The sequence below is a fragment of the Isoptericola sp. NPDC019693 genome, from assembly GCF_044389085.1.
Taxonomy (GTDB): Bacteria; Actinomycetota; Actinomycetes; order Actinomycetales; family Cellulomonadaceae; genus Isoptericola.
The window spans coordinates 533,500-560,397 of record NZ_JBIRXP010000001.1; the positions used below are offsets into that span (position 1 = coordinate 533,500).

Here is a 26,898-nt window from a genome sequence, read left to right on the forward strand (position 1 = left end):
CCGGTGAACGACACGACCGCGCCCGGGCACGGCGCCCCCGCCTCCGGAACCACCAGCAGCACCAGCAGCACCAGCAGCACCGACGACCGGAGCGTCGTCGAGTCCCTCGTGGCGGAGTGGCTCACGCTGCCGGACGTGGCGGAGGCCCTCGGCACCGAGGTGAGCAAGGTGCGCGGCCTGGTCTCGGAGCGCTCGCTCGTCGGGATGAAGCGCGGCGAGCGGAACACGTTCCAGGTGCCCGCCGTGTTCCTCGTGACGGACGACGGGGCGCCGCACGTGCTGCCCACCCTGCGCGGCACCGTGCTGGTGCTCTCGGACGTCGGCCTGGACGACACCGCCGTCCTGCGCTGGCTGTTCGAGGTCGAGCCCACGATCGGCGCGGCCCCGATCGAGGAGCTGCGTGCCGGTCGTCGGGCCCAGGTGCGCCGGGTGGCTCAGGCGCTGCTCTGAGGCGCGTGCCCGCCTCGGGGCGGGAGCGTCCTCAGGCCGCCCGGTCGACGGCGGCCCGGGCCAGGTCCAGGAGCACCTCGCGGCCGGGGTCGGCGAGCCCGGCCGAGGCGAGCGCGTCGAGCGCGCCGTCCGTGAGCGTGCCGATGAGGGTCTCGACGCCGTCCAGGGCGCCCGACGCGGCGATGACCCCGCGCAGCCGTTCGACGGTCGCGGTGTCCAGCGACGGGTCCCCGAGGCGAGCGACGACGAGGTCGCGGTCGGCCGCGCCCGCGGCGGCGAGCGTGCGGGCCATCAGGACGGTGCGCTTGCCCTCACGCAGGTCGTCGCCGGCGGGCTTGCCCGTCACGGACGGGTCGCCGAACACGCCGAGCACGTCGTCACGGAGCTGGAACGCCTCCCCGAGCGGCAGCCCGGCGTCCGACACCGCCGTCACCCGCGCGGTCGACGCGCCCGCGAGCACCGCACCGAGCACGAGCGGGCGCTCGACCGAGTAGCGCGCGGACTTGGCGCGCAGCACGTCCCGGGCGCGCCCCTCGTCGGCGACGGGGTCCAGGCCCCAGGGCTCGGCCTGCACGAGGACGTCGAGGTACTGGCCCACGACCACCTCGGTCTGCATGGCGTCGAACAGCGCGCGGGCGTCGGCCGCCCGCCCGGCGGGCAGGTCCGCGACCGCGTCCGCGATCTCGCGCTGGCACGCGACCAGGCACAGGTCGCCGAGGAGGATCGCGGCGGCCGTCCCGAACCGCTCGGCCGAGCCCGCCCAGCCCGCCGCGGCGTGCCGGGCCTCGAAGGCGCGGTGGGCGGTGGGCTCGCCACGGCGGGTGTCCGACGCGTCCATGACGTCGTCGTGCAGGAGGGCGGCGGCCTGGAACAGCTCGAGCGCGGCTCCGGCCCGCACCACCGCGTCCCGTTCCGGGCCCGACGCGGCCCCGCCGTGGGCGCGGTAGGACCAGTAGCAGAACGCCGCGCGCAGTCGCTTGCCGCCGCGCAGCAGCACGGCCGCCTGGTCGGTGAGCGCGGTCGCCGGTGCGCCGATGCCGGCGACCTCCCGGGCGAGGGCGTCGAGGTGTTCCTCGACCCTGGTGTCGACGTCGGTACGGAGGTTCTCGAGGTCGACCAGCGACGCGGCGGTGGGCATGCCGACAGCCTATGCGTCCGGCCGGGCGGGGCCCGACGGCGCGCGAGCGTCAGCCGGCGACGACGGAGCCGCTCACCGTCACGAGGCGGCGTTCGCCGTCGTCGAGGACGCCGAGGGTGATCGACTCCACGACCGGACCCGCGTCCTTCTTCGTCCTTCCCTGCGGCGTGCTCTCGCGGCCGAAGGTGGTCTGGGCGGTGAGGCCGGAGAAGACGGCCGCGCCGGACTCCTCGAAACCCGCCTCGCGCAGCCGCTCGGCGAGCTGGTCGATGACCTCTTGCGTGCTGCGCTGCGTGCTGAGGTTGAGGGTGACGTCCGTGAGGCCGCCCTCGCCCGTGGTGGCCGAGCTGGCGAGCACCGTGGCGTCCTCGGGCGCCTTGAGCAGCTTCTCGGGGAACCCGTCGGCGTACCCGCCCACGGTCGTGTCCGGGTCGAAGGTCGGCAGGGTCGACGCCTCACCCGGGGCGGGCTCCGTGGCGGGCGCCTCCGTGGCGCCGCGCACCCCGACGCCGGACCCGTCCGGGCCCGTGGCGGAGACGTCGTCGCCGGGCGTCCCGGAGCCGCCGAGCAGGCCGCACCCGGAGAGCGTCAGGACCGCGGTGAGCGCCGCTGCGCGGACGCCGCGCGCCGCCCCCGAGGGTCTGGGGCGCGGCCGGACCGGGCGGTGCGGACGACGGGGGAGCGAGGGCACGGCGCCTACCGTAGCGGCCCGTGCCGTGCGGGAAGCACCCCGGGCGCCCGGGACAGCACGGGACGTCCGACGGCCCCTCCTTCCACGGAGGCTGCCCCCAGGCAGGCCCCGTCCACAGCCCGGGAGCAGGCGGCGTCCGAGCCCGCTGCCATGGCCTGGGATCTATGCATGGACGCCGCATACGCCACCGACCGCGCCGGGCACCCCGGCCCCGCCTTCGACACCCCGCTCGTGCTCCGCACCTCCCGCGACCTGCTCGCTGCCGTCCCGTACCTGCTGGGGTTCCGGCCGCGGGAGTGCGTGATCGTCGTCGCGGTCACGGACGAGGGCCGGGTCGGCCTCGTCGCGCGGACGCGCCTGGCCGACCTCGACGGCCGCCGCGGGGCCGTGGCCGGCCGGCTGGTCGACGGATCGGGCGACGCAGCGGCCGACGCAGCGGGCGGCGGGGAGGACGACGCGGTGGGGGAGGCGATGCTCGTCGTCGCCCGCGCCGCCGCGCGGGCCGGGGCCAGGGTGGTGCTGGTCGCGCTCTACTCGGACCTCCCGCCGGACCGGGCCCGCCCGTGCGGGGTGTCCGTGGTCGCGGCGCTCGAGGAGCTGCTCGCCCCGGCGGTCGACGTGGAGGGCTGGCTGGTGGGCGCGGACGGCTACCGGGGCCTGGAGTGCGTGGACCCGGCGTGCTGCCCGGCGCGGGGGCGGCCCCTCGGCGAGCTCGAGCACGGCGAGGTCGGGGCCGCGTTCGTGGTCGCGGGCCGGGCGATCGCCGACTCGGAGGAGGAGGCGCACCGGATCCGCGTGCTCCCCGCGCGGGTGCGGGACCGGGTCGCCAAGGCGGCCGGCCGCGCGGAACGGGCGTACGCGGCGGCGCAGGTCCTGCCACCGGACCTGTCCCGGGACGTGCCACGTGGCGGGTCGGCGGCGCCGTCCGCGGCCCGGGTGCCGGGCGTCGCCGCGAGCGACGCTCCGGGCCGGTGGCGTGCCGAGGCGTACGGCGTCTGGTGCGACCTGGTGCGCCAGGCGGCGGCGGAGCTGCGCTCGGGCGGGGCCGCGGACGTCGACCTGCCGCCGGCGCGTCTCGGCCGCCTGGCGGTGGCGCTCGCGGACGTCCGTGTCCGCGACGCCGTGCTGCTCTGGCTGGTGCCGGGCGCGCGGGAGGCGGCCGACCGCACCGCCGGGGTGTGCGTCGGTGCCGGCGCGCGCGAGGTGGCCGACGTCGAGGCGGCCACGGCGCGGGCGATCGCCCGGGTGGTGGACCCGGGGGAGGGCGTCCCGCCGGACGGTGCGGCGGCCGACGCGGCACGGCTCGTGCTGGAGCGGGTGGTGGCCGGCGCTCCCCGGAGGTGGCACGCCCCGCCGCTGGCGCTGCTGGGCTTCCTGGCGTGGTGGCGCGGCGACGGATGGCTGGCGGCGCGCCGCGTGCGCGAGGCGGCGGCGCAGGACCCGGCGTACCGCCTGGCGGCGCTCGTGGGCGGCGTGCTCGAGGCGGGCGTGCCGCCGGGATGGGTGAGCGCGGGTCGCGGGGCTGCCGCGGCCGGCGCCGGCGGAGACGCGTGGTGAGGGGAGGTCGGGGAGCGGTGGCCGGTGTGGCCGGGCCCACGGTCGGGTAGCGTGCCCCCATGGCGATCGTCGTCGGACTCCTGAGCACGGCCGAGGGACAGGCGGCACTCGCCGCAGCGAAGCGCGAGGCGCACGAGCGGGCGGTCCCGCTCACGGTGGTCGCCACGCGGGACGACGGACCCGAGAGGCAGGCGGTCGAGGACGACCTGGCCGCGTCGGGGCTCGCGTACTCGGTGGTGGGCGGCACGGGCGACCTCGCCGAGGACCTCGTGCGCACGGCGCAGGAGGCTGGTGCCGAGCTCATCGTCGTGGGCCTGCGCCGCCGCAGCCCGGTGGGCAAGCTGATCCTCGGGTCGGGCGCTCAGCGGATCCTCCTCGAGGCGCCGTGCCCGGTCCTGGCGGTCAAACCGTGACGACACGCGCGGGCGCGGCGCCGCGCGGTGTGACGCTCGTGACCGTCCCCGTGCGGTCCGGCGTGGTCGGCCGGCAGGATCCGGGTCGCCGTGGCGTCCGGAGTTTCGCCCGCGGTTCCGCCCGCGCGGCCGGGAATCTTCCCGGGGGCCCGTGCGTTGAGCCAGGACCGGGGAACGGACGACGTGGGTACGGGACTGGGCGCAGGAGCCCGTGGTGCCCCTCCGTCGCCGATGTCGCCGGTACAATAGAGGTGTCCCGCCTGAGCCACGACAGTCCGAGTCGGAGGCCTTGACGGCGGTGCACCGTCCCCTCGAATGCCGAAAGGTCGGTTTGTGGCGTCCACTGCGCAGAACCCCGCACTTCCCCGCGAGTTCGAGCACCCTGCCCTGCAGGGGCTGCTCGCTCGAGGCACCGCCGACGGCCGGGTCGACGCCGAGAGCTTCCGTGCTGCCTGCGAGAACGCCGCGGTGGCGGACCCCAAGCGTCTGAAGGCGGTCCTGCGCGCCTTCGCGACCGCGGGCGTCGAGATCGGTGTGCCGACGGCCACCAAGGTCGCCGCCGCCAGCGCGAGCCGGAGCACGACCACCCGCGCGAAGGCGCCGGCCGCCCGGTCCGCGAGCCCCGTGAAGACCTCGACGGTGACGACCTCGACCGTCACGTCCGCGTCGTCGGACGACGAGTCTGCTGAGGCCGCGTCCGCGCCCAAGAAGACCGCGGCGAAGGGCGGTGCCGCGAAGTCGGCCGGGACCAAGACCGCCGCCAAGGGCGCGAAGCCGACGCGCGGTCGCAAGGCGGCGTCCAAGGACGAGCCGGCCGCCGACGACGTCGAGGACGTCGAGCTGGACGACGTGACCGACGTCGACGACGAGCCGGAGAACGAGGCCGCCGAGCCGACCGCCGCCGCGAAGGGCGGCAAGGCCGGCGCGGCCAAGGACGGCAAGGGCGAGGACGAGGAGACCGGCTTCGTCGTCTCGGACACCGACGACGACGACCAGCCCGCGCAGCAGGTCGTCACGGCCGGCGCGACCGCCGACCCCGTCAAGGACTACCTCAAGCAGATCGGCAAGGTCGCCCTCCTGAACGCCGAGCAGGAGGTCGAGCTCGCGAAGCGCATCGAGGCCGGCCTGTTCGCCGAGGAGCGCCTGTCCAAGGACTACGCCACGTTCGACAAGACGAAGGCGAACGCCGAGGAGCGCAAGATGTACCGCGACCTGCGGTGGATCGCCCACGACGGCAAGCGCGCCAAGAACCACCTGCTCGAGGCGAACCTGCGTCTCGTCGTGTCCCTCGCCAAGCGGTACACCGGTCGCGGCATGCTGTTCCTGGACCTGATCCAGGAGGGCAACCTCGGTCTGATCCGTGCGGTCGAGAAGTTCGACTACACCAAGGGCTACAAGTTCTCCACCTACGCCACCTGGTGGATCCGTCAGGCGATCACGCGCGCCATGGCCGACCAGGCCCGCACCATCCGCATCCCGGTGCACATGGTCGAGGTCATCAACAAGCTGGCCCGCGTACAGCGCCAGATGCTCCAGGACCTGGGCCGCGAGCCCACCCCGGAGGAGCTGGCCAAGGAGCTCGACATGACCCCCGAGAAGGTGGTCGAGGTCCAGAAGTACGGCCGCGAGCCCATCTCGCTGCACACCCCGCTGGGCGAGGACGGCGACAGCGAGTTCGGCGACCTCATCGAGGACTCCGAGGCCGTCGTCCCGGCCGACGCCGTGAGCTTCACGCTGCTGCAGGAGCAGCTGCACCAGGTGCTCGACACCCTGTCGGAGCGCGAGGCGGGCGTCGTCTCGATGCGCTTCGGCCTGCAGGACGGCCAGCCCAAGACGCTGGACGAGATCGGCAAGGTCTACGGGGTGACCCGTGAGCGGATCCGCCAGATCGAGTCCAAGACGATGTCGAAGCTGCGCCACCCGAGCCGGTCCCAGGTGCTGCGCGACTACCTCGACTGAGCGCGAGCAGCATGACGAAGGGCCCCGGTGCCGGTCGATCCTCGACCGGCACCGGGGCTCTTCGCCGTACCCGCCGAGGTGCCTCCGGCGGACCGTGTGACGGGACGACGCTCAGGCCGCCGGGACGCCCGGTACGCCGTGGACGGCGGCCCAGCGTGAGGACGGCGCGAGCACGCCGGACGGGTCGAGCCGGCGGCGCATCGACACGAGCCGCTCGTACGTGGCGGCGCCGAAGGCGGTGCGCAGCAGGTGTGCCGAGACGGCGTCGCGCGGCCCGGCGAAGTTGAGCAGCGACCCGCCCGTGCTCCACGGACGCAGGGCGTCGTGCACGGCCTGGACGTGGGCGGCGGCGTCCGGCGGCCCCATCGGCGCGCCGATCGACCCGACGAACAGGGTGCAGGCGGCGTCGCGGCCGGCGACGGCGTTCGGGACGGCGGCGGGCCGCCCCACCGCTCCGCCGAGGAGGCGGATCTCGGCCATCATCACGGGCGACCCCGGGGGCACGGCCGCGAGGAAGGCGTCGACGGCCTCGGCCGTGAGCTCGCGCAGCTGGCCGCCGCGCTCCACGAACGGCATGGGGTCCTCCGGGTCCGCGTGCACCTCGCCGATTCGCACGTAGGGAAGGTCGCCGACCGCGTCCAGGATCGGGGGCGCGACGGCGCGCAGCTCGTCGACCACCGGGTCCTCACCGGCCCGGGTGCCGGTGTCCTGCTCGGTCTCGTCGAGGTGGCGCACGTAGCGCACCACGAGGACGGAGCGCCCGCGCAGCGGCTCGGGCAGGTCGGGCAGCGGCGGGAGGTTCAGCCGCGCGACGGACGTGGACACGGCCTCCGGCAGGTCGCGGACCAGGTCGCGCCAGCGGTGCACCACGGGTCCCGCGTCCTGCGCGTCGAACCACAGCGTGCCGCCGTGCACCGTGCGCAGCGGGAACAGGTCGAAGGTCATGGACGTGACGATCCCGAACGCCCCGCCGCCTCCTCGCAGGGCCCAGAACAGGTCCTCGTGCCGGGTCGGCGACGCCACGACGAGCGAACCGTCGGGGGTGACGACCTCGAGGGAGCGGACGTGGTCGGCGGCGAAGCCGAACGTGCGCGCGAGCGGCCCGAGGCCGCCGCCGAGCGTGTAGCCCACCACGCCGACGTGCGGGGAGGACCCGCAGAGCCCGCCGAGCCCGTGCTCGGCACCCGCGTCGAGCACTGCGCGCCACGCCGTGCCCGGCCCGACGGTGGCGGTGCGGGCCACCGGGTCGATCGCGAGGTGGTCCAGGGCGGACACGTCGAGCAGGACGTCGGCGGGGCCGGTCGGCGCGGCGCTGTGGCCGGTCGACCGGACGCCGACGCCGAGCCCGTGGGCCGCGGCCACGCGCACCGTGCGGGCGACGTCCTCGGGCGCCGCGGCGCGCACGACGACGGCGGGGCGGTGCACGAGGGCGAGGTTGAAGCCCCCGAGCGCCGCGTCGTAGGCGGGCTCGCCCGGGAGGTGGGCCGCGCCGGCGAGGCCCGGCCGGAGCTCGGCGGCGACGGCGGCCGCGGTGGTGGCGAGGTGGTGGGCCGTCGGGTCGTCGAGCGCCGCGGCGGCGGGGATGGTGCTGGACATCGGGGGACTCTCCTTCGGTGGACGGTGCCGGGGGAGAGGGAGCGGGGAGAGATCCAGCGGTGACGGGTGGTTGCCCGGGGCGGAGGGTGAACTGTGCGGGCGTTCCCCTGGCCTGGGCCGATGTGGCAAGGTGTGCGCGTGCTCCAGACCACGGCCATCCCCGGGCGGTCCCGGTTCGTCGTCCTGCTCGCGCTCGTCGTCGCCCTGGCCCTGGGGCTCGTGTCGGTGCTCGTGGCCCCGCCGGCGCAGGCGGCCACCTGGACGCTGACAGCCTCCGGCGGGGGGACGACGACGGCCGCGACCGAAAAGACGCTCACGGTCAGCTACCTGAGGTCGGGCAAGCCCGTGCGGGGCGCGGCGGTCACGCTGCAGCGGAAGAAGGGCTCGTCCTGGGTCGACGTCCGCAGCGTGCGGACCGGGACGAAGGGCCGCGCGTCGACCACGGTGAAGCCGACCTCCTCGACGAGCTACCGCTTCCGCACCAGCCAGGCCAGGAGCGGGACGGTCACGGTGCTCGTGGTGCCCGTGCGGTTCGCGATCTCCGGCTCGGGGTCGGGGCACGGGGTGGGGCTCGCCCAGTGGGGCGCGTACCAGCAGGCCAGGTCCGGCCGCACAGCCGCGCAGATCCTCGGGTACTACTACCCGGGCACCACCGTCTCGACGGCCAACGACCCGCGCACCACCCTCGACGTGCAGGTGCTCGGTCCGCCGTCGGACAGCCGCACCACGACCGTCCTCGCGGTCGACTCCGGGTCCTGGCGGCTCACGGATCCGGAGAACACGGTGGTGGCGAGCGGCGTCGCCGCCGAGAAGGTCACCGTCGGCGTCACGTCCGGGGGCGTGACGGCCAAGGTCACGAAGGGCGGCGCGACCGTCAGGACGGTCACCGCGCGGTCCAGCCTCACGTACGAGTGGTCCGGCACCCGGTACTTCCAGCCCACCGCGACGGAGAAGCCGGTCGCGACCGTCGCGGGCGCCCAGGGGACCTACCGCAACGGGCGCCTCGTGGTGACGAAGCGGTCGAACCGGCCGAACGTCGTCAACGAGGTGATCATCAACACCGAGTACCTCTACGGCCTGGACGAGATGCCGTCGGGGTGGGGCGCGAGCACGAACGGGGGAGCGGCCGCGCTGCAGGCACAGGCGGTCGCGGCCCGGAACTACGCGATCGTCGAGAAGGTGAAGGGGCTCAAGCCGGAGTGCGGCTGCCACGTCTACGACGACACCCGGTCCCAGCACTACACCGGCTGGACGAAGCAGGGCGGGAGCTGGGGCGGCACCTGGGTCGCGGCGGTGAACGCCACCATCCAGGCCGGTGACCGCACGGTGACCGTGCTGCGCGACGCGGAGGGCGGGTTCGCCGAGACGCCGTACTTCGCCTCGACGGGCGGCGCGGGCGGGCGCCGCGGCACGGCCACCAACGCGGAGGTCTTCGGGACGACGGCCCTGCCGTACCTCAAGCACGTCGGGGACCCCTACTCCGCCCAGGCGCCGAAGAACCCGTACGTGGGCTGGAGCGACTCGATCACGCAGGCGAAGGCCCGGTCGATCTTCGGGCTGCCGTCGGTCCGCTCGATCGCGGTGACGTCACGGTGGTCGAGCGGTCAGGTCAGGACGCTGACGGCCACCTCGGCGACGGGGACGAAGGTGTCGCGGACCAGGACGGCGGACGGGTGGCGCACCACGCTCGGGGTGCGAGCCTCGTGGGTGGGCTCGCTCGCCGGCCGGAACACCTGACCCGTACTGCCCGCACCACGACGCACGAGAGCCCCGCACCGGAGGGTGCGGGGCTCTCGTCGTTCGTCGGCGTCGCTCGCCGGCAGGGGCGGGGCCGCGGGTCAGCGCGCCCCGTGCTCGGCGAGGAGCCGGTCGGTCTCGTCCTGGACGTGGACGGCGACGCCCTCGTAGGCGCCCGCGTGCGCGCGTGCGTGGTGCCCGCAGAAGAGGAGCTCTCCGACGGGCAGGACCACACGGACGTACGCCTGGGCGCCGCAGCGGTCGCAGCGGTCGGCGGCGGTCAGCGGCTGGGTCGGTTCGGTCGTCGTGGTGCTCACATGACCATCCAACCAGACCGGGGCCGCGGAGCATCCCCGACCCGGGCCGGGTTCGCTCCCGGCATAGTGGTACGTCGCACGCCCGGACGGCGTGGAGCGCACGGGAACACCTGTTCGGTCGTCTACCCTCGTTCCCGTGACTGCCACCTCCGAGTCCGGGTACACCGCGCGCCACCTGTCGGTCCTCGAGGGCCTCGAGGCGGTCCGCAAGCGCCCCGGCATGTACATCGGGTCCACCGACTCGCGCGGCCTCATGCACTGCCTGTGGGAGATCATCGACAACTCGGTCGACGAGGCCCTGGGCGGGTTCGCGACCGCGATCCGGGTGGTGCTGCACGCGGACTCGTCGGTGACGGTCGAGGACGACGGCCGGGGGATCCCGGTCGACGTCGAGCCGAAGACGGGCCTGACCGGCGTCGAGGTGGTCTTCACCAAGCTGCACGCGGGCGGCAAGTTCGGCGGCGGCTCGTACACGGCGTCCGGCGGTCTGCACGGCGTCGGCGCCTCGGTGGTCAACGCGCTCTCGGCGCGGCTCGACGTCGAGGTGGACCGCAGCGGCAAGACGTACGGCATGACGTTCCACCGCGGAGAGCCCGGCGTGTTCTCGGACCCGGCCTCCGGCCCGTCGCCGGAGTCCTCGTTCGAGCCCTTCGTCTCCGGGTCCGAGCTCATCGTCGTCGGCAAGGCGAAGCGCGGCGTCACCGGCACGCGCGTGCGGTACTGGGCCGACCGCCAGGTGTTCCCCAAGACGGCCGTGTTCAGCTACGACGAGCTCGTCACGCGCGCCCGCCAGACGACGTTCCTCGTGCCCGGCCTGAAGATCACGGTGCGCGACGAGCGCGGCCTGCCGGGCACCCCGGGGGAGACCGGCCCGCACGAGGAGGTCTTCCAGCACGACGGCGGGGCCGTCGACTTCGTCGAGTTCCTCGCGCCCGACGCCCCCGTCACCTCGACGTGGCAGCTCAAGGGCAGCGGCCACTTCACCGAGACGGTGCCGGTGCTGGACTCCCGCGGCCACATGACCCCGCAGGAGGTGCAGCGCGACTGCGAGGTCGACATCGCCCTGCGGTGGGGCGGGGGCTACGACACGGAGGTCCGCTCCTTCGTCAACATCATCTCCACGCCCAAGGGCGGGTCTCACCTGTCCGGCTTCGAGCAGGGCCTGCTCAAGACGGTGCGCAAGCAGATCGAGGCGAACGCGCGGCGTCTCAAGGTCTCGACCAAGGACGCGGCCGAGCGGATCGAGAAGGACGACGTCCTGGCGGGGCTCACCGCGGTGGTCACGGTGCGGCTCGCGGAGCCGCAGTTCGAGGGCCAGACCAAGGAGGTCCTCGGCACCGCGCCCGTGCGCGGCATCGTGACGCGCGTCGTCGAGAAGGAGCTCGGCGCGCTGCTCACCTCCTCCAAGCGCGACGAGAAGGCGCAGGCCGCGCTGCTGCTCGACAAGGTCGTCGCCGAGATGCGCGCCCGCGTCACCGCCCGCAAGCAGAAGGAGATCTCCCGGCGCAAGAACGCCCTCGAGGCGTCGTCGCTCCCGGCGAAGCTCGCCGACTGCCGCAGCGACGACGTCAACCGCAGCGAGCTGTTCATCGTCGAGGGCGACAGCGCCCTCGGCACGGCCAAGCTGGCCCGCTCGAGCGACTTCCAGGCGCTGCTGCCGATCCGCGGCAAGATCCTCAACGTCCAGAAGGCGTCGATCAGCGACATGCTGCGCAACGCGGAGTGCGCCGCCATCATCCAGGTGCTCGGGGCGGGCTCGGGCCGGTCCTTCGACCTCGACGCCGCGCGCTACGGCAAGATCGTGCTGATGACCGACGCCGACGTCGACGGCGCGCACATCCGCACCCTGCTGCTCACCCTCTTCTACCGGTACATGCGGCCGATGCTCGAGGCGGGACGCGTGTTCGCCGCCGTCCCGCCGCTGCACCGGGTGGAGGTGCTGGGCAGCGGCCGGCGCAAGAACGAGTACCTGTACACGTACTCGGAGGCGGAGCTCACCGCGACCCTCAAGAAGCTGGACCGGGCCGGGCGCCGGTACAAGGAGGACATCCAGCGCTACAAGGGCCTGGGGGAGATGGACGCCGACCAGCTCGCCGAGACCACCATGGACCCGCGGCACCGCACGCTGCGCCGCGTGACCGTCGAGGGCGCCGAGGCCGCGGAGCGGGTGTTCGAGCTGCTCATGGGCAGCGACGTCGCGCCCCGCAAGGAGTTCATCGTCGCCGGGGCGAGCACGCTCGACCAGTCCCGGATCGACGCCTGAGCCCGGCCGGGTCGCCGTCCGCATGGCGGCCCCGAGCGGCGGGTGCGCGCTAGTGATGGGTACCCTCTGGCCGTGAAGACCGCAACGCGCCGGACGGCGCCACGACTGCTCGTACTCCTGCCCGCACTGGCCCTGACCACAGGGATCGCCGCCGGGTGCTCGGAGGGCGGCTCGTCGGACGGCACGTCGCCGTCGGTCTCCGCGTCGGTGGAGGCCAGCGAGCAGGTGGCCGAGAACGTCGGCGAGTTCTCGTACGAGGGCGAGGACGGCAAGACCGCCCTCGAGCTGCTGCAGGAGAAGGACCCGGACGCGCAGGTGCAGGGCGAGGGTGAGAACGCCTTCGTCACCGCGATCCGCGGCCGCGAGGCCGACCCGGCGACGGAGTTCTGGGGCCTGTACGTCGACGACGAGATGGCCCAGGTGGGCGCCGGGTCGCTCGAGACCGAGGACGGGCAGACCATCACGTGGAAGCTCGAGGAGATCGAGCAGTGAGCGCCCCCACGTCGCGGACGCGTGCGCCGCGCCTCGACTCGCCGCTCACCGCCCGCGAGCTCGTGCGCCGGTGGTGGCGCCCCGCGCTGGCGGTGCTGCTCGTGGCGGGCGCCGTCGTCTGGCGGCTCGTGAAGACGGACCTCGGCGCGCCGCCCAACCTCGAGCTCTCGACCGCGGCAGCGTTCGCCGCCGCCGGGCTGCTGCGCCACCGGCTGGCGATGCTCGCGCCGCTGGTCGTGGTCGCGCTGAGCGACGTGCTGCTCGGCAACTCGTCCGTGCTGGTGTTCACCTGGACCGCCTGGGCCGCGATCGGCGTCGGCGCCTGGTGGTCCGGGCGCACCCGGGGCACGGCGGGTCGCCTCGTCGCGGCCCTCGGCTTCGGGGTCGGCAGCTCGCTGTTCTTCTACCTGTGGACCAACGCGGGCGTGTGGTGGCTCGGCCGGGGCACGTTCTACCCCGCGGGCCTGGACGGGCTGCTGGCCAGCTACGTCGCCGGCCTGCCGTTCCTGCGCCCGATGCTGCTGGGCAACCTGGTGCTGGTGCCGCTCGCCGCGGGGCTCGTCGCCCTGGTGGCGCGCCTCGAGCGTGCGACGGCGCCCGCCACGGACCTCGTCGTCGCGCGCTAGCCTCGTCGGGAGCACACCCGACCGCCACGACAGGAGGCGACCGATGCCTGCCGACCGGATCCGGCGGATGACCTTCGCCAGCATCTACCCGCTCTACGTGCAGAAGGTGGAGCGCAAGGAACGCAGCACCGACGACCTCGACCGCGTCCTGACCTGGCTCACCGGCTACGACGACGCCGGCCTCGAGAAGGCGATCGCCGAGGAGGTGGACCTGGAGACGTTCTTCGCCCGGGCGCCCGCGATGAACCCGAACGCGTCGCTCATCACCGGGGTGATCTGCGGCGTCCGCGTCGAGGACATCGACGACCCGCTGATGCAGCAGATCCGCTGGATGGACAAGCTGGTCGACGAGGTCGCCAAGGGCAAGAAGATGACGTCGATCCTGCGGGGGAGCGCGGCCGCCTAGGACCGGCGGCCGCCGTCGGCCTGCTTCAAGCGGCGCGGCAGACGCAGGCCCATGGTGAGGCCCCAGGGGTGGTGCTCCAGGGTGCGGAACCCCAGGTGCTCGTAGAAGCCGATCGCGCGCACGTTGCGCCCGCCGACGCCGAGGTGGATGCCCGGCGCGCCGGTGGCGGCGACGGCGTCGAGCACGGCCTCCAGCACGGCCCGGCCGCGGCCGCCGCCCTGCGCCTCGGGCAGCAGGTCCACGTGCAGGTGCGCGGGAAACTCGGCGAGCCACGGCGTCTCGGTCCGCGACGGCGCGTGGATCATGCGCAGCAGTCGCGCGTCCGGCGACCCGTCGTCCTCGGCGGGGGCGGCGTAGCGGGCGCGCAGCGCGGGCCACCAGCTCTCCTCGCAGCGGCGCTCGAAGTCCGTGGTGCTCGCGGTGGCCACGCAGTAGCCGGCGACGGTGCCGTCCGCGCGCCGCAGGGCGCGCGCCAGGTCCGGCTCCAGCTCGAGGTACGCGCCGAGGTAGACGTGGCCGAGGAGGTCGCCGTCGGCGTACAGCCCGGTGGCGTCCTCGCCGGAGTCGCCCGTGCGCAGGCAGACCTCGTACAGATCGGCGCGGTCGGCGGGCCGGTACCGGTCGACCTCGATCGCCGTACTGGTCTCCTCGGGCAGGACGTCGTGACCGGGGTTCGGCGTGCTCATGCTCGTATCGTCCCTGGTCGCGGACCAACCGTCGAACGAGTGCCCCACGACGTGCGCCCGCTCCACGTCGAGCGCCGGGCGGGCACGGGGCTAGAGGGTGAACCCGGCGGGAAACGGGTCCGTCGGGTCGAGCACGTACTGCGCCGTGCCGGTCACCCAGGCCCGCCCGGTGATGGCGGGCACGATCGCCGGACGGCCGGCGATGGTCGTCTCCTCGACGATGCGACCCGTGAACTCGGTGCCGATGAACGACTCATTGACGAACGGACGGTCCGCGTGGAGCCGGCCGCGGGCGTGGTGCACGGCCATCAGGGCGCTCGTGCCGGTGCCGCCGGGGGACCGGTCGAGCCAGCCGGGGTGGTTGATCAGGGCGTGTCGCGCCCGTGCCGCGTCGGACCCGGGCGCCAGGAGCACGGCGTGCTCGCAGCCGGCGTAGCCGGTCTCCGGGTGGACCGGGGAGGCCTGCTCGTTCACGGCAGCCATGACGGCGCGGCCGGCGGCGATCAGCTCGTCGACGCGGTCTCGCTCGAACGGGATGCCGAGGTCAGCGGCGTCGACGAACGCGTAGTAGTTGCCACCGAACGCGATGTCGCACGCGACCTCGCCGTACCCCGGGACGTCGAGGCGCCGGTCGAGCTCGTGCGCGTAGGACGGCACGTTGACGATGGTGACGTCCTCGGCCCGCCCGTCGCGCACCCGGACCTCGGCGGTGATCAGGCCGATCGGGGCGTCGAGCCGGACCGTGGTGACCGGCTCGACGACGGGCACCATCCCGGTCTCCACGAGCACGGTCGCCACGGCGATCGTCCCCGCGCCGCACATCGGCAGGACCCCCGTCACCTCGATGAACAGCACGCCCCAGTCGGCATCGGTCCGGGTCGGCGGTTGCAGGATCGCCCCGGACAGCCAGCCGTGGCCGCGCGGCTCGCACATCAGGGAGGTGCGCAGCTCGTCCGAGTTCTCGATGAACCACCGACGCCGCTCCGCCATGTCGGCGCCCGGGAGCGCGTCGACGCCGCCGGTGACCACCCGCACCGGGAGTCCTTCGGTGTGCGCCTCGACGGTCCGGATCGGCCGGTCGGTCCTCATCGTGCCCACTCCTCCAGCTCGTCGAGCACCGCCGAGGGCAGCCGCACGGCAGCGGGCTCGGCCTTGCGCCGGCCGAAGTCGGCGCCGTGCTCGGTCGTGAGGCGTCGATGGTGCGCCTCGGCGCGGTCCACGAAGCCGGGGTCGAACGCCGCCGGGTCGAGCAGGAGCAGGAACAGCCCGACCGCGGGCGAGGTGCTGCCGCGCTCGAACGGTGCCGCGTCGACGGAGAACGCGCCGCCCGACAGCGCGGCGAGCATCTCGACCATGACGGCGATGTTCGCGCCCTTGACCCCGCCGGACGGCAGCAGCGCACCGGCCAGCGCGGCGGAGGCGTCGTCGGTCGGGTCACCGTCCGGCCCGAGCGCCCACCCGTCGGGGATCGCCTCGCCGCGCTCGGCGGCCTCGCGCACCGAGACCCAGGCGGTCGCGCTGGCCGCCTGGTCGAACGCTCGCGGTCCGTCGGGGTGCGGCAGCGCGAACGCGAGCGGGTTGGTGCCGGTGATCGGCGCGCGGGAACCGTAGGCGGCCAGGAGGGCTGGCGAGTTCGTCGCGGCGAGGGCGACGAAGCCCGCCCGCGCGCCCGTGATCGCGTAGTGGGCGAGCTCGCCTGCCGGGTAGCAGTTGCGAATGCTCAGGACGGCGACGCCCGCGTCGCGGACCCCGTCGAGGACCACCGGGAGGGCACGGGCGAACGCGACCTGGGCCGCGCCGCGGTCCGCGTCGGCCACGACGACCGACAACCTGCGGCGCTCGACCGTGGGCCGCGGATCGCCGTTGAGACGACCGGCCGGGATCGCGCGGACGAAGTCGAGCAGGTGGGAGACGCCGACGGAGGGCTTGCCGCGCAGCTCGGCGGAGACCATCGCCTCAGCGAGGGCGCGCGCTGTGTCGGACGAACCACCCGCACCGCGCACGGCCCTCTCGCACAGGTCGACGAGCTCGCCCCGCTCGAGGAGCCGGTCGGACGCGGTGGCGGTGGAGGACGGCGAAAAAGGGAGTTCGTCACGATTCATACCTGACCCACCGTATCCGGGAGCGCGTGCGCCCGACGACTCGGTGGCGGCGACCCGACTCACACGGAGAAGTACTTCGCCTCCGGGTGGTGGAAGACGAAGGCGTCGGTGGACTGCTCGGGATGCAGCTGCAGCTCGTCGGACAGCGTCACGCCCACGCGCTCGGGGCGCAGCAGCTCGACCACCTTGCGGCGGTCCTCCATGTCCGGGCAGGCGGGGTAGCCGAGGGACATGCGGGCCCCGCGGTACTGCAGCTTGAACAGGCCCTCGACGTCGTCGGGCTCCTCGCCTGAGAAGCCGAGCTCGTCGCGCACCCGGGAGTGCCAGAACTCGGCGAGCGCCTCCGTCAGCTGCACGGAGAGACCGTGCAGCTCCATGTACTCGCGGTAGGCGTTCGCCTCGAACAGCTTCGCCGTGTGCCCCGAGACGGCGTCGCCGACGGTGACGAGCTGCACGGGCAGCACGTCGAACCGCCCGGTCTCCTCGACGAACGACCGCGGGCGCACGAAGTCGGCCAGGCACAGGTGCCGGTCGCGGCGCTGGCGCGGGAACCGGAACCGCAGCCGCTCCGTGCCCGGCTCGCCGCCGGAGCCGCCGTCGGGCCCGTCGTGGTGCGCCACCACGACGTCGTCGCCCTCGGACCACACGGGGAAGTACCCGTACACCACCGTGGGGTCCATGATCTGGTCGGTGCGGACACGCTCGAGCCACGCGGCCAGGCGCGGCCGCCCTTCGGTCTCGACGAGCTCCTCGTAGGACGCCCCGTCGTCGCCCCGGCCGGGCTTGAGGCCCCACTGGCCCATGAAGGTGGCACGCTCGTCGAGGAACGCGGCGTAGTCGGCGAGCTGGATGCCCTTGACCACGCGGGTGCCCCAGAACGGCGGGGTGGGCACGGGGTTGTCGGCGGCGACGTCGGACCGCGCGGGCAGGTCCTCGGGCGCGGTCTCCGTCACGGTGACGACGCCGTGGCGGCGCTTGCGCAGCGCGGGCAGGCCCACGGACTCGGGGTCGGCGCCGCGCGCGATCGCGACGAGCGGCTCCATGAGCCGCAGCCCCTCGAACGCGTCCTTGGCGTACCGCACGGTGCCGGGGAACGCGGAGGCGAGGTCGTCCTCGACGTAGGTGCGGGTCAGGGCCGCGCCGCCCAGCAGGATCGGCCAGCGCTTGTCGAGCCCGCGGGAGACGAGCTCGGCGAGGTTCTCCTTCATCACGACCGTCGACTTCACGAGCAGCCCCGACATGCCGATGACGTCGGCGTCGTGCTCCTCGGCGGCCTCGATCATGGCGCTGACCGGCTGCTTGATGCCGATGTTCACCACGGTGTAGCCGTTGTTGGTGAGGATGATGTCGACGAGGTTCTTGCCGATGTCGTGCACGTCGCCGCGCACGGTGGCCAGCACGACCGTGCCCTTGGAGCGGTCCCCGTCGCCCTCGACCTTCTCCATGTGGGGCTCCAGCAGCGCCACGGCCGTCTTCATCACCTCGGCTGACTGGAGCACGAACGGCAGCTGCATCTGACCGGAGCCGAACAGCTCGCCCACGACCTTCATGCCGCCCAGCAGGTGCGTGTTGACGATGTCGAGGGCCTTCATGCCGGCGCCGAGCGCCTCGTCGACGTCGTCCTCGAGGCCCTTGCGCGCGCCGTCGACGATCCGGCGCTCCAGGCGCTCGCCGACCGGCAGCGCGGCGAGCTCGGCCGCGCGCTGGTCGCGCAGGGCGGTGGCGTCCACGCCGGAGAACAACTCGAGCAGGTGCGCCAGCGGGTCGTGGACCAGGTTGCCCTCGTCGTCGTACCGGCGCCGGTCCCACACGAGGTCCTCCGCCGCCTCCCACTGCTCGTCGGGGATGGCGTTGCGCGGCAGGATCTTCGCGGCGTGCACGATGGCGGAGTCCAGGCCGGCCTGCGTCGCCTCGTGCAGGAACACGGAGTTGAGCACGGTACGCGCCGCGGGGTTGAGGCCGAACGACACGTTCGAGACGCCGAGCGTCGTGTGCACGCCGGGGTAGCGGGTCGTGATCTCGCGGATCGCCTCGATGGTCTCGATGGCGTCGCGCCGCGTCTCCTCCTGGCCCGTGGCGATGGGGAAGGTCAGGGCGTCGACGATGATGTCGTCCACCCGCATGCCCCAGTCGCCCGTGAGCTGCTCGATGAGGCGGGTGGCGATCGCGACCTTGCCGTCCTTGGTGCGTGCCTGCCCCTCCTCGTCGATGGTCAGCGCGACGACGGCTGCGCCGTGCTCCTGCACGAGCGGCATGATCTTGGCGTAGCGCGAGCCAGGGCCGTCGCCGTCCTCGAAGTTCACCGAGTTCACGACGCCGCGCCCGCCGAGCAGCTCGAGCCCCGCCTGCAGCACCGCCGGCTCGGTCGAGTCGATCACCAGCGGGAGGGTGGACGCCGAGGCGAGCCGGGAGACGACCTCGCGCACGTCCGCGACGCCGTCGCGCCCCACGTAGTCCACGCAGACGTCGAGCAGGTGCGCGCCGTCGCGCGTCTGGGCGCGCGCGATGTCGACGACGTCGTCCCAGCGGCCCTCGAGCATCGCCTCGCGGAACGCCTTGGAACCGTTGGCATTGGTGCGCTCGCCGATCGCCAGGTACGAGGTGTCCTGACGCAGGTCCGTGTGCGAGTACAGCGAGGCGACACCGTTCTCGCGCTGCGGCGCGCGGTCCGGCAGCTCCCGGCCGCGCACCGCCTCGACCACCTGGCGCAGGTGCTCCGGCGTCGTGCCGCAGCAGCCGCCCACGAGCCCGAGACCGAACTCCTGCACGAACTGCGTGTGCGCGGCGGCCAGCTCCTCCGGGGTGAGCGGGTACACGGCGCCGTACGGGCCCAGCTCCGGCAGCCCCGCGTTGGGCATGCACGTGACGGGGACCTCGCTGTGCCGCGCCAGGTGGCGCAGGTGCTCGCTCATCTGCTCCGGGCCGGTGGCGCAGTTCAGCCCGATCGCGTCGACGCCGATCGCCTGCAGGGTCGTCAGCGCCGCCCCGATCTCCGAGCCCATGAGCATGGTGCCGGTGGTCTCCACCGTGACGGAGACGATGACGGGCACCGAGCGACCGACCTCGGCGATCGCGTCGTGGCAGCCGGTCACGGCCGCCTTGGCCTGCAGCAGGTCCTGGCTGGTCTCCACGAGCAGGGCGTCCGCCCCGCCCTCGAGGAGCCCGGCCGCCTGCTCCGCGAACGTCGCGCGCAGGTGGGCGTAGGTGGTGTGCCCCAGGCTCGGCAGCTTGGTGCCGGGCCCCATCGAGCCGAGCACCCAGCGCGGGTGGTCCGGCGTGGCGTACGCGTCGGCGCGCCCGCGGGCCAGGGCCGCCCCCGCCCGGGCCAGCTCGCGGATGCGGTCGTCGATCCCGTAGTCGGACAGGTTGGACCAGTTGGCACCGAACGTGTTGGTCTCGATCGCGTCGACGCCGACCTCCAGGTACGCGTCGTGCACGGCCGAGATGATGTCCGGGCGCGAGACGTTGAGCACCTCGTTGCAGCCCTCGTGGCCCTCGTAGTCCTCGAGGGTCGGGTCCGCGGCCTGGATCATCGTGCCCATGGCGCCGTCGGCCACCACGACGCGCGTGCGCAGGGCCTCGCGCAGGGCGGTGGAACGGGTGTCGGCGGGGTCGAGCGTGGTCGTCACCCGTGCAGCGTAACGGCGCGGCCGCGTCGACGGACGAGGCGTCCACGCGCCCTCGCCGCCGCCACCCGTCCGCGCTCGCGGCGGTGCGGCTCAGACGAGACGCGGGCCGGTGACGGTGAGCAGGATCGAGTACACCGACGTCGTCGCCGTGAGGAACAGCCGGTTGCGCTTGGGGCCCCCGAACGTGAGGTTCGAGACCTCCTCGGGCAGGCGGAGTCGGCCCAGGAGGGTGCCGTCGGGATGCAGGACGTGCACGGCTGTCCCCGCCGCGACCCACACGCGGCCGGCGTCGTCGACCCGCACACCGTCCGGCCCGCCCTCGAGGTCGGCGAGGACGTCGCCGCCCGCGAGCCGGCCGCCGTCCACGTCGAACACGCGCAGGTGGCGTCGCTGCGTGTCCGCGACGTACAGCCGGCTCTCGTCGGGGGAGAACGCCAGGCCGTTGGGACGCTCGAGGTCCGTCGCGACCGCGGCCACCTGTCCCGTGCGCGGGTCGACCCGGTAGACGTGGCAGCCGTCGACCTCCGGCTCCGCGCGGTGGCCCTCGTAGTCGCTCGCGATGCCGTACGGCGGGTCGGTGAACCACACGGCGCCGTCGGACGACACCACCACGTCGTTGGGGCTGTTGAACCGGCGGCCGTCCAGGCGGTCGGCGAGCACCGTCGTCGAGCCGTCGTGCTCGGTGCGCACGACCCGCCGCTCGCCGTGCTGGCACGTGACGACGCGCCCCTGCCGGTCGAGCGTGCGGCCGTTGGCGTAGCCGGCGGGCGAGCCGAAGACGCTGACCGAGCCGTCCGTCTCGCACCAGCGCAGCACCCGGTCGTTCGGGATGTCGCTGAACAGCAGGTAGCGGCCCGCGGGGACGTACAGCGGCCCCTCGGTCCAGCGGCCGCCGGTCCAGAGGCGCTCGAGGCGGCTGTCGCCGCCCACGGCGGCGAACCGCTCGTCGAGGGGCTCGTACACGGCGGGGACGGCGTCGGTCATCGCGCGCTCCGTTGCGGTCGGTGCTGGTCAGGACGCTGCACCGTGCCACACGGCCGCCGCCGCGGACAAGCGGTGGGTGCGCGAAAAGCCCGTGCGCCCGGCGGGCGGCGGTGCCTACCGTGGGGCCCATGGCGACCCCGACCCCCGCTACGCTCGCACCCCTCGCCGAGCGTGCGGACGCCCCGTCCGTGCTGCCGCCGCTCGCGGCCGGCGGGCTGACGTGGCGCCCCGCGACCGTGGACGACGCCGGCACGCTGCTCGACCTGCGCAACACCGTCGCGGAGGCGGACGGCGAGCCGTACCGGGAGACGCTGGAAGAGCTGCGCGAGATCCTCGGCGCCCCGTGGCAGCGTCTCGGGACGGACTCGGTCCTCGGCCTCGACGAGGCCGGCGCGCTGCGGGCCTACGGCTACGTCGAGACGATGCCCGGCGACACCACCCGGGTGCGCGCCTTCCTCTGGGGCGCCGTCCACCCGGACCGCCGCGGGGAGGGCATCGGCCGGGAGCTGTTCGCCTGGCAGGAGGCGCGGGCACGTCAGCTGCTCGCCGCCACCGGGACCGCCCTGCCGGGTCGCATCGCGGGATTCCTCGAGGACACCGCCCCGGCCACGAAGGTCCGGCTGTACGAGCGGGCCGGCTTCGCGCCCCGGCGGTACTACTCCGACCTGGAGCGCGACCTGCGCGACCTCGCCGCCCACCCGCTGCCGGTCGTCGAGCCGGAGGGCGGGCTGCGGCTGCTGCCGCTCGACGACGCGCACGACGACGCCGCCCGGCTGGCCCACAACGACGCGTTCCGCGACCACTGGGGGAGCGAGCCGCAGACCCGGGAGCAGTGGCGCAGCGGGCGGGCGACGTACGCGCCCGAGTGGTCGTTCGTCGTCGTCGACCCGGAGCCGGACGTCGCCGCGCTCCTCGCCGACCCGCGCACCGACGCGGAGACCGCGGACGCGCTGCGGGCCGGGGAACCGCTGGTCGTCGGCTACCATGTCGCGGCGCGGTACGAGGCGGACTTCGCGGTGCGCGGCTACCCCTTCGGGTACACCGACATCCTCGGCGTGCGCCGCGCCTACCGCGGGCGCAAGGTGGCCGTCGCGCTCCTCGCCGCGGGGATGCGGGCGTTCGCCGCCGACGGCATGGCGGTCGCCGCGCTCGACGTCGACACCCAGAACCCGAGCGGCGCGCACGGGCTGTACGCGAGCCTGGGCTACACCACGAGGCACGGGTCACGCCTGCTGACGATCGAGCTCTGACCCGCTGCTGCCGACGACCTCGCCAAGGCTGCTCGGCAGGCTCTAGGCTGCCCCGCGTGACCGACGCCGTTCATCCCGGGCTGATCCCGGCGCCGCCCCAGCGGCTCCTGCCCACCGTCACCTCCCGCGCGACCGCCGTCGCGCTCGCGATGCTCACCGTGCTGCACCTCGTGGCGCAGGTGGCCGAGGCCGCCACGTGGGCCCGCGTCACGCAGGCCTGCCTCATGCCGCTCCTCGCGGCGACGCTGTGGTGCGCCGCGCCCGCCCCCCGCTCACGGCTGGTGCGCCTGGTCGCGGTGGCCCTGGGGCTGTCCTGGCTCGGGGACACGGCGCCCGCGGCGTTCGAGGGCGACGCCGCGTTCCTCGTGATGGTCGCCTTCTTCCTGCTCGCCCAGGTGGCGTACGCCGTCGCGTTCTGGCCGACGCGCGGCGCGAGCGTCGCCCGCCGGCCGGTGCTCCTGGCCCCCTACGTGCTCGCGGCCGTGGCGCTCGTCGTCGCCAGCGCCCCGGGCGCGCCCGGCCCGCTGCTGGCCGCCGTGGTCGTGTACGGGGTCTGCCTGGTCGCGATGGCGGTGCTCGCCACGGGCGTGCACCCTCTGGCCGGGGCGGGCGGCGTCGTCTTCCTGGCGTCGGACGCGATGATCGCGCTCGGCGCCTTCACGGACTGGTTCGACCCGCCCGCCTCCGGGTTCTGGGTGATGCTCACCTACGTGGCGGGTCAGGCGCTGCTGGTCGCCGGGGTGCTCGCGCGCAGCTCCAGCCAGGAGTCGGGCTCGGGGACGGCGCGGAAGCCGACGCGCTCGTAGATGGGCCGGCCCTCGTCCGACGCGCGCAGCAGGACCCGCTTCAGCCCGAGCGCCTCGACGTCGGCCAGCGCCCGCCCGACGACGGCGCGGCCCAGCCCGTGCCCGCGGTGGGCGGGGTCGACGATCACGTCCGCGAGCCAGCCGAACGTCGCGCCGTCGGTCACGAGGCGCGCGTAGGCGGCCAGATCGCCCGCCGCGGTGACGACGCCGTAGCTGCGGGACCCCGCCATGGCGCCCCGGTGGACGTCGAGCGTGCGGCCCTCGGCCCAGTACGCGTGCGCGGCCAGGAGCGCGTGCGCGCGGGCAGCGCCGATGCGTTCCGGGTCGGTGGTGACGTCGTAGCCGTCGGGCAGGCCGGGGCGGGTCGGCAGGGGACCGGACGGCGGGGGACCGGACTTCGAGGGACCGGTGGGTGAGGCGTCGGGCATGGCGGCAGTGAAGCAGCCGGCGTGTCGGAGGTCACTCGTAATCTCGGGTCATGGACATCATCCTGGTTCCCGGGTTCTGGCTCGACGGATCGGCGTGGGACGACGTGGTCCCGGCGCTCACGACGGCGGGGCACACGCCCCACGCCGTCACGCTGCCCGGCATGGAGTCGGCCGACGCCGACCGGTCGGGCATCCACCTTGCCGACCACGTGGACGCCGTGGTCGCCGCGATCGACGCCGTCCCCGGCGGCGCACCCGTCGCGCTCGTGGGCCACTCCGCGGGCGGCGGCCTCGTGTACGCGGCCTCCGACCGGCGGCCCGAGCGGGTGGCCCACGTCGTCTACGTCGACTCCGGGCCGTTCTCCGAGGGTCAGGCGGTGGGCGCCGACCTGCCCGCCGACGTCGTCGACCACCACCTGCCGGCGTGGGACGAGCTCGAGGACGCCGACGTGGTCGGCCTCACCGAGGAGCTGCGCACGCAGTTCCGGGACCGCGCGATCCCGCAGCCCGGCGGCACGGTCCGCGAGGGGCACCACCTCGGCGACGACCTCCGCCGCCTCGACATCCCCTCCACGGTGATCGCGTGCGAGATGCCGGCCAGCACGCTGCGCGACCTGATGGCCTCCGGCCACCCGTACGTGGCCGAGCTGGCCCGGCTGCACGACTACGAGATCGTCGACCTGCCCACCGGCCACTGGCCGATGTTCTCGCGGCCGGCGGACCTGGGGTCGGCGATCGTCGACGCGCTGGCCCGCTGACTTCTTCGAGCAGGCGATCTGTCACGTCATCGGGGTCGATGACGCGACAGATCGCTTGCTCGAAGAAGTCGTCAGCCGACGGCGGCGACGGGCGCGGCGAGCGGCTGGCCGGAGCCGTCGCGCCGGTCCGTGCTCTCCGGCAGCTCGACCGGCTGCCCGGCCCCGCCGACGGCGCGCGCGGGCCCCTCGCCCACCCAGGCGAGGACCAGGCCGTCCTCGCCCTTGAGGAAGCGGTGGGCCCGCACCCCGCCGGTGCCGCGCCCCTTGCCCGGGTACAGCTCGTACGGCGTGACCTTGGCGGAGCCTCCGCCGGTGCCGGGCAGCGCGCCGGACGTCCCCGCCACCGTCACGACGGTGTGCAGGTCGCGGGTTGCGGCCCGCGCGACGCCGAAGAAGACGACCTGCTGCCCCGCGCCGAGGCGGATGCCCGCCATGCCTGCGGCCGCGCGGCCCTGCGGGCGCACCGCCGAGGCGTCGAAGTGCAGCAGGCTCGCGTCCGAGGCCACGAAGACGAGCTCGTCGTCGTCGCCCACGGGTGCGGCGCCGACCACCCGGTCCCCGTCCTTGAGGGCGATGACCTCCCACTCGTCGCGGTTCGCGGGCACGTCCCCGGCCGCGACCCGCTTGACGACGCCGTTCGCGGTGCCGAGCGCCAGCGTGGGCGCGTCCTCGTCCAGGGAGGCCACCGTCAGCACGGTCTCGCCGGGCGCCAGCGCGACCAGCTCGCTCACCGGGATGCCGCCGGACAGCGACGGCGGGCCGTCGACCGGGGGCAGCGCGGGCAGGTCGAGCACGGACACCCGCAGCAGGCGGCCCGCGGAGGTCACGAGGCCGACGTCGCCGCGCGTGCTGGTCGCGACGTCGCCGCGCATCGCGTCGTGCGCGTGCCGCCTCCCGGCGCGCTCGAGCGGTGCGTCGGCGGCCTCGCCCGACGTGCGGGCGAGCAACCCGGTCGCCGACAGGAGCGCGCGCGTGGGGGAGTCCGCGATCTCGAGGCTGATGGCGGGCGCCTTGCTGCGGCCGTTCGTCGCCGCGGGGGCGGTCGCGCCGCCGGCGGAGTCGAGCAGCACGGTGCGGCGCGGGGTGCCGTAGGTGGAGGACACCTCGCTCATCTCGGCGCTCACGACGGCCCGCAGGCGGGCGTCGTCGGCCAGGATCTCCTGCAGCTCGGCGATCTCGCGCTCCAGCTCGGACTGCTCCTTCTCCAGCTCGATGCGGGAGAACTTCGTCAGCCGGCGCAGCTGGAGGTCGAGGATGTAGGTGGCCTGCGGCTCCGACAGGTCGAAGACGCTCATGAGGCGCTCGCGCGCCGTGGCCGCGTCGTCCGAGGTGCGGATGACCTGGATGACCTCGTCGATGTCGACGATGGCCAGCAGCAGGCCCTCGACCAGGTGCAGGCGCTCCTGCCGCTTGGCGAGCCGGAAGGTCGAGCGGCGGCGCACCACGTCGATGCGGTGCTCCACCCACACCCGCAGCAGCTCCAGCAGGCCCAGCGTGCGGGGCTGCCCGTCCACGAGGGCCACGTTGTTGATGCCGAACGAGTCCTCGAGCGGGGTGGTGCGGTAGAGCTGCTCCAGGACGGCGTCGGGGTCGAAGCCGGTCTTCACCTCGACGACCAGGCGCAGGCCGTGCGTGCGGTCCGTGAGGTCCTGCACGTTGGTGACGCCCTGGATCTTCTTGGCCTTCACGCCGTCGGCGATCTTCTCGATCACCTTCTCGGGGCCGACGCCGTAGGGCAGCTCCGTGACGACGATGCCCTTGCGGCGCGGCGTGACGTTCTCGATGCGCGCCGTCGCGCGGGTGCGGAACGTGCCGCGGCCCGTGCGGTAGGCGTCGCGCACGCCCTCGAGGCCGACGATCTTGCCGCCCGAGGGCAGGTCGGGGCCGGGCACGAAGCGCATGACGTCGTCGAGCGTGGCGTCCGGGTGGGCGATGAGGTGCTGGGCGGCGGCGACGACCTCGACGAGGTTGTGCGGCGCCATGTTCGTCGCCATGCCGACCGCGATGCCCGACGCGCCGTTGACCAGCAGGTTCGGCACGGCCGACGGCAGCACGGAGGGCTGCGTGAGCTTGTTGTCGTAGTTCGGGACGAAGTCGACGACGTCCTCGTCCAGGCCCGCGGTCATCGCCATCGACGGCGGCGCCAGCCGGGCCTCCGTGTACCGGGGCGCGGCGGGGCCGTCGTCGAGGGAGCCGAAGTTGCCGTGCCCGTCGACCAGCGGCAGCCGCATCGAGAAGTCCTGCGCGAGGCGCACCAGCGCGTCGTAGATCGCGGTGTCGCCGTGCGGGTGGAGCTTGCCCATGACCTCGCCGACGACGCGCGAGGACTTCACGTGCGCGCGGTCGGGCCGCAGGCCCATGTCGGACATCATGTACAGGATCCGGCGGTGCACCGGCTTGAGGCCGTCGCGGGCGTCGGGCAGCGCGCGCGAGTAGATGACGGAGTACGCGTACTCGAGGAACGACGTCTCCATCTCCGCCGCGACGTCGATGTCGACGATCTTCTCGTCGAACGGCTCGTCGGTGGCGGGTGCGCTGCTGCTCTTGCGCGCCATGCGGTGCGGCTCCTGGGCTCGGTGGGCTGTCGGGTCGTGCTCGGTGCGGGGCCGG

Annotated in this window: 23 protein-coding genes; 12 read left to right on the forward strand and 11 right to left on the reverse strand. The window is 74.4% G+C overall.

Translation table 11 applies throughout. From position 1 onward, the window contains the following. Window positions 1–3 precede the first annotated feature (3 nt). On the forward strand, window positions 4–450 hold the full coding sequence (locus ACH436_RS02510) for an Rv2175c family DNA-binding protein (protein WP_430558596.1): 447 nt from the start codon (window positions 4–6) through the stop codon (window positions 448–450). A 31-nt stretch (window positions 451–481) separates the two neighbouring features. Here the strand turns inward: ACH436_RS02510 and ACH436_RS02515 are convergent, their stop codons facing one another. Both ACH436_RS02515 and ACH436_RS02520 read right to left on the reverse strand, forming a co-directional pair. After that, window positions 482–1,588 carry a polyprenyl synthetase family protein gene (locus ACH436_RS02515; RefSeq protein ID WP_430558597.1) on the reverse strand — a complete coding sequence of 369 codons (1,107 nt, stop codon included), beginning with the start codon at window positions 1,586–1,588 and terminating at the stop codon, window positions 482–484. Between the two features lie 49 nt (window positions 1,589–1,637). Next, the gene (locus ACH436_RS02520) at window positions 1,638–2,279 is read right to left on the reverse strand and encodes a hypothetical protein (protein WP_430558598.1); all 642 of its coding nucleotides are present in this window, start codon (window positions 2,277–2,279) and stop codon (window positions 1,638–1,640) included. Between the two features lie 168 nt (window positions 2,280–2,447). Here ACH436_RS02520 and ACH436_RS02525 point away from each other — a divergent pair, with 168 nt between their 5' ends. The 3 genes from ACH436_RS02525 to ACH436_RS02535 all read left to right on the forward strand — a co-directional run bounded on the left by ACH436_RS02525 (window position 2,448) and on the right by ACH436_RS02535 (window position 6,208). Further along, complete coding sequence (locus tag ACH436_RS02525) at window positions 2,448–3,836, forward strand: DUF4192 family protein (protein ID WP_430558599.1); 1,389 nt, start codon at window positions 2,448–2,450, stop codon at window positions 3,834–3,836. Window positions 3,837–3,895: 59 nt separating this feature from the next. Further along, window positions 3,896–4,249 (forward strand): universal stress protein, encoded by a 354-nt coding sequence (locus tag ACH436_RS02530; protein ID WP_430558600.1) that lies wholly within the window; start codon window positions 3,896–3,898, stop codon window positions 4,247–4,249. A 333-nt stretch (window positions 4,250–4,582) separates the two neighbouring features. After that, window positions 4,583–6,208, forward strand: a complete 1,626-nt coding sequence (locus tag ACH436_RS02535; protein ID WP_430558601.1) for an RNA polymerase sigma factor — start codon at window positions 4,583–4,585, stop codon at window positions 6,206–6,208. A gap of 111 nt (window positions 6,209–6,319) precedes the next feature. On the opposite strand, the gene ACH436_RS02540 is transcribed toward ACH436_RS02535, so the two are convergent. After that, window positions 6,320–7,804, reverse strand: a complete 1,485-nt coding sequence (locus ACH436_RS02540; protein WP_430558602.1) for an FAD-binding oxidoreductase — start codon at window positions 7,802–7,804, stop codon at window positions 6,320–6,322. A gap of 138 nt (window positions 7,805–7,942) precedes the next feature. On the opposite strand from ACH436_RS02540, the gene ACH436_RS02545 reads away from it, so the two are divergent. Continuing rightward, on the forward strand, window positions 7,943–9,541 hold the full coding sequence (locus ACH436_RS02545) for a SpoIID/LytB domain-containing protein (protein WP_430558603.1): 1,599 nt from the start codon (window positions 7,943–7,945) through the stop codon (window positions 9,539–9,541). A 101-nt stretch (window positions 9,542–9,642) separates the two neighbouring features. Here the strand turns inward: ACH436_RS02545 and ACH436_RS02550 are convergent, their stop codons facing one another. Further along, a complete protein-coding gene (locus tag ACH436_RS02550; RefSeq protein ID WP_380326818.1) occupies window positions 9,643–9,858 on the reverse strand; it encodes a DUF7455 domain-containing protein in 216 nt (71 codons plus the stop codon). A 136-nt stretch (window positions 9,859–9,994) separates the two neighbouring features. On the opposite strand from ACH436_RS02550, the gene ACH436_RS02555 reads away from it, so the two are divergent. From ACH436_RS02555 to ACH436_RS02570, 4 genes are all read left to right on the forward strand, one after another. Next, window positions 9,995–12,121 (forward strand): type IIA DNA topoisomerase subunit B, encoded by a 2,127-nt coding sequence (locus ACH436_RS02555; RefSeq protein WP_430558604.1) that lies wholly within the window; start codon window positions 9,995–9,997, stop codon window positions 12,119–12,121. A 72-nt stretch (window positions 12,122–12,193) separates the two neighbouring features. Next, complete coding sequence (locus ACH436_RS02560) at window positions 12,194–12,613, forward strand: DUF4430 domain-containing protein (RefSeq protein WP_430558605.1); 420 nt, start codon at window positions 12,194–12,196, stop codon at window positions 12,611–12,613. Then, window positions 12,610–13,239: a DUF6580 family putative transport protein gene (locus tag ACH436_RS02565; RefSeq protein WP_430558606.1), complete on the forward strand. Its 630-nt coding sequence runs from the start codon at window positions 12,610–12,612 to the stop codon at window positions 13,237–13,239. Before ACH436_RS02560 ends, ACH436_RS02565 begins: the two co-directional genes overlap by 4 nt. Window positions 13,240–13,282: 43 nt before the next feature. Continuing rightward, window positions 13,283–13,645, forward strand: coding sequence for a DUF2200 domain-containing protein (locus ACH436_RS02570; protein WP_430558607.1), 363 nt, complete (start codon window positions 13,283–13,285; stop codon window positions 13,643–13,645). On the opposite strand, the gene ACH436_RS02575 is transcribed toward ACH436_RS02570, so the two are convergent. From ACH436_RS02575 to ACH436_RS02595, 5 genes are all read right to left on the reverse strand, one after another. Continuing rightward, entirely contained in the window at window positions 13,642–14,331 is a 690-nt protein-coding gene (locus tag ACH436_RS02575; RefSeq protein WP_430558608.1) for a GNAT family N-acetyltransferase, read from the reverse strand. The genes ACH436_RS02570 and ACH436_RS02575 overlap by 4 nt on opposite strands. 90 nt (window positions 14,332–14,421) lie before the next feature. Further along, on the reverse strand, window positions 14,422–15,420 hold the full coding sequence (locus tag ACH436_RS02580; protein WP_430558609.1) for a proline racemase family protein: 999 nt from the start codon (window positions 15,418–15,420) through the stop codon (window positions 14,422–14,424). Further along, window positions 15,417–16,433: an Ldh family oxidoreductase gene (locus ACH436_RS02585; RefSeq protein WP_430558610.1), complete on the reverse strand. Its 1,017-nt coding sequence runs from the start codon at window positions 16,431–16,433 to the stop codon at window positions 15,417–15,419. Before ACH436_RS02585 ends, ACH436_RS02580 begins: the two co-directional genes overlap by 4 nt. Window positions 16,434–16,492: 59 nt before the next feature. Next, on the reverse strand, window positions 16,493–20,062 hold the full coding sequence (gene metH, locus ACH436_RS02590; RefSeq protein WP_430558611.1) for a methionine synthase: 3,570 nt from the start codon (window positions 20,060–20,062) through the stop codon (window positions 16,493–16,495). Between the two features lie 90 nt (window positions 20,063–20,152). Then, window positions 20,153–21,046 (reverse strand): SMP-30/gluconolactonase/LRE family protein, encoded by an 894-nt coding sequence (locus ACH436_RS02595; protein WP_430558612.1) that lies wholly within the window; start codon window positions 21,044–21,046, stop codon window positions 20,153–20,155. A gap of 128 nt (window positions 21,047–21,174) precedes the next feature. Here ACH436_RS02595 and ACH436_RS02600 point away from each other — a divergent pair, with 128 nt between their 5' ends. After that, window positions 21,175–22,296, forward strand: coding sequence for a GNAT family N-acetyltransferase (locus tag ACH436_RS02600; RefSeq protein ID WP_430558613.1), 1,122 nt, complete (start codon window positions 21,175–21,177; stop codon window positions 22,294–22,296). Window positions 22,297–22,352: 56 nt separating this feature from the next. Continuing rightward, window positions 22,353–23,102 carry a lysoplasmalogenase gene (locus ACH436_RS02605; RefSeq protein ID WP_430558614.1) on the forward strand — a complete coding sequence of 250 codons (750 nt, stop codon included), beginning with the start codon at window positions 22,353–22,355 and terminating at the stop codon, window positions 23,100–23,102. Here the strand turns inward: ACH436_RS02605 and ACH436_RS02610 are convergent. Then, entirely contained in the window at window positions 23,015–23,530 is a 516-nt protein-coding gene (locus tag ACH436_RS02610) for a GNAT family N-acetyltransferase (protein ID WP_430558615.1), read from the reverse strand. The two genes, ACH436_RS02605 and ACH436_RS02610, sit on opposite strands and share 88 nt — an antisense overlap. Window positions 23,531–23,580: 50 nt before the next feature. Here ACH436_RS02610 and ACH436_RS02615 point away from each other — a divergent pair, with 50 nt between their 5' ends. Next, window positions 23,581–24,288, forward strand: coding sequence for an alpha/beta fold hydrolase (locus ACH436_RS02615; protein WP_430558616.1), 708 nt, complete (start codon window positions 23,581–23,583; stop codon window positions 24,286–24,288). Between the two features lie 71 nt (window positions 24,289–24,359). Here the strand turns inward: ACH436_RS02615 and ACH436_RS02620 are convergent, their stop codons facing one another. Continuing rightward, the gene (locus ACH436_RS02620; RefSeq protein WP_430558617.1) at window positions 24,360–26,843 is read right to left on the reverse strand and encodes a DNA topoisomerase (ATP-hydrolyzing) subunit A; all 2,484 of its coding nucleotides are present in this window, start codon (window positions 26,841–26,843) and stop codon (window positions 24,360–24,362) included. Between the last annotated feature and the right edge of the window lie 55 nt (window positions 26,844–26,898).

What these genes read in the sequence shown, in the direction of transcription:
- ACH436_RS02515 (WP_430558597.1), bottom strand. Translation starts at nt 1,588, where the DNA reads ATGCCCACCGCCGCGTCGCTGGTCGACCTCGAGAACCTCCGTACCGAC.
- ACH436_RS02525 (WP_430558599.1), top strand. Translation starts at nt 2,448, where the DNA reads ATGGACGCCGCATACGCCACCGACCGCGCCGGGCACCCCGGCCCCGCC.
- ACH436_RS02530 (WP_430558600.1), top strand. Translation starts at nt 3,896, where the DNA reads ATGGCGATCGTCGTCGGACTCCTGAGCACGGCCGAGGGACAGGCGGCA.
- ACH436_RS02540 (WP_430558602.1), bottom strand. Translation starts at nt 7,804, where the DNA reads ATGTCCAGCACCATCCCCGCCGCCGCGGCGCTCGACGACCCGACGGCC.
- ACH436_RS02570 (WP_430558607.1), top strand. Translation starts at nt 13,283, where the DNA reads ATGCCTGCCGACCGGATCCGGCGGATGACCTTCGCCAGCATCTACCCG.
- ACH436_RS02575 (WP_430558608.1), bottom strand. Translation starts at nt 14,331, where the DNA reads ATGAGCACGCCGAACCCCGGTCACGACGTCCTGCCCGAGGAGACCAGT.
- ACH436_RS02580 (WP_430558609.1), bottom strand. Translation starts at nt 15,420, where the DNA reads ATGAGGACCGACCGGCCGATCCGGACCGTCGAGGCGCACACCGAAGGA.
- ACH436_RS02585 (WP_430558610.1), bottom strand. Translation starts at nt 16,433, where the DNA reads ATGAATCGTGACGAACTCCCTTTTTCGCCGTCCTCCACCGCCACCGCG.
- ACH436_RS02595 (WP_430558612.1), bottom strand. Translation starts at nt 21,046, where the DNA reads ATGACCGACGCCGTCCCCGCCGTGTACGAGCCCCTCGACGAGCGGTTC.
- ACH436_RS02600 (WP_430558613.1), top strand. Translation starts at nt 21,175, where the DNA reads ATGGCGACCCCGACCCCCGCTACGCTCGCACCCCTCGCCGAGCGTGCG.
- ACH436_RS02610 (WP_430558615.1), bottom strand. Translation starts at nt 23,530, where the DNA reads ATGCCCGACGCCTCACCCACCGGTCCCTCGAAGTCCGGTCCCCCGCCG.
- ACH436_RS02615 (WP_430558616.1), top strand. Translation starts at nt 23,581, where the DNA reads ATGGACATCATCCTGGTTCCCGGGTTCTGGCTCGACGGATCGGCGTGG.
- ACH436_RS02620 (WP_430558617.1), bottom strand. Translation starts at nt 26,843, where the DNA reads ATGGCGCGCAAGAGCAGCAGCGCACCCGCCACCGACGAGCCGTTCGAC.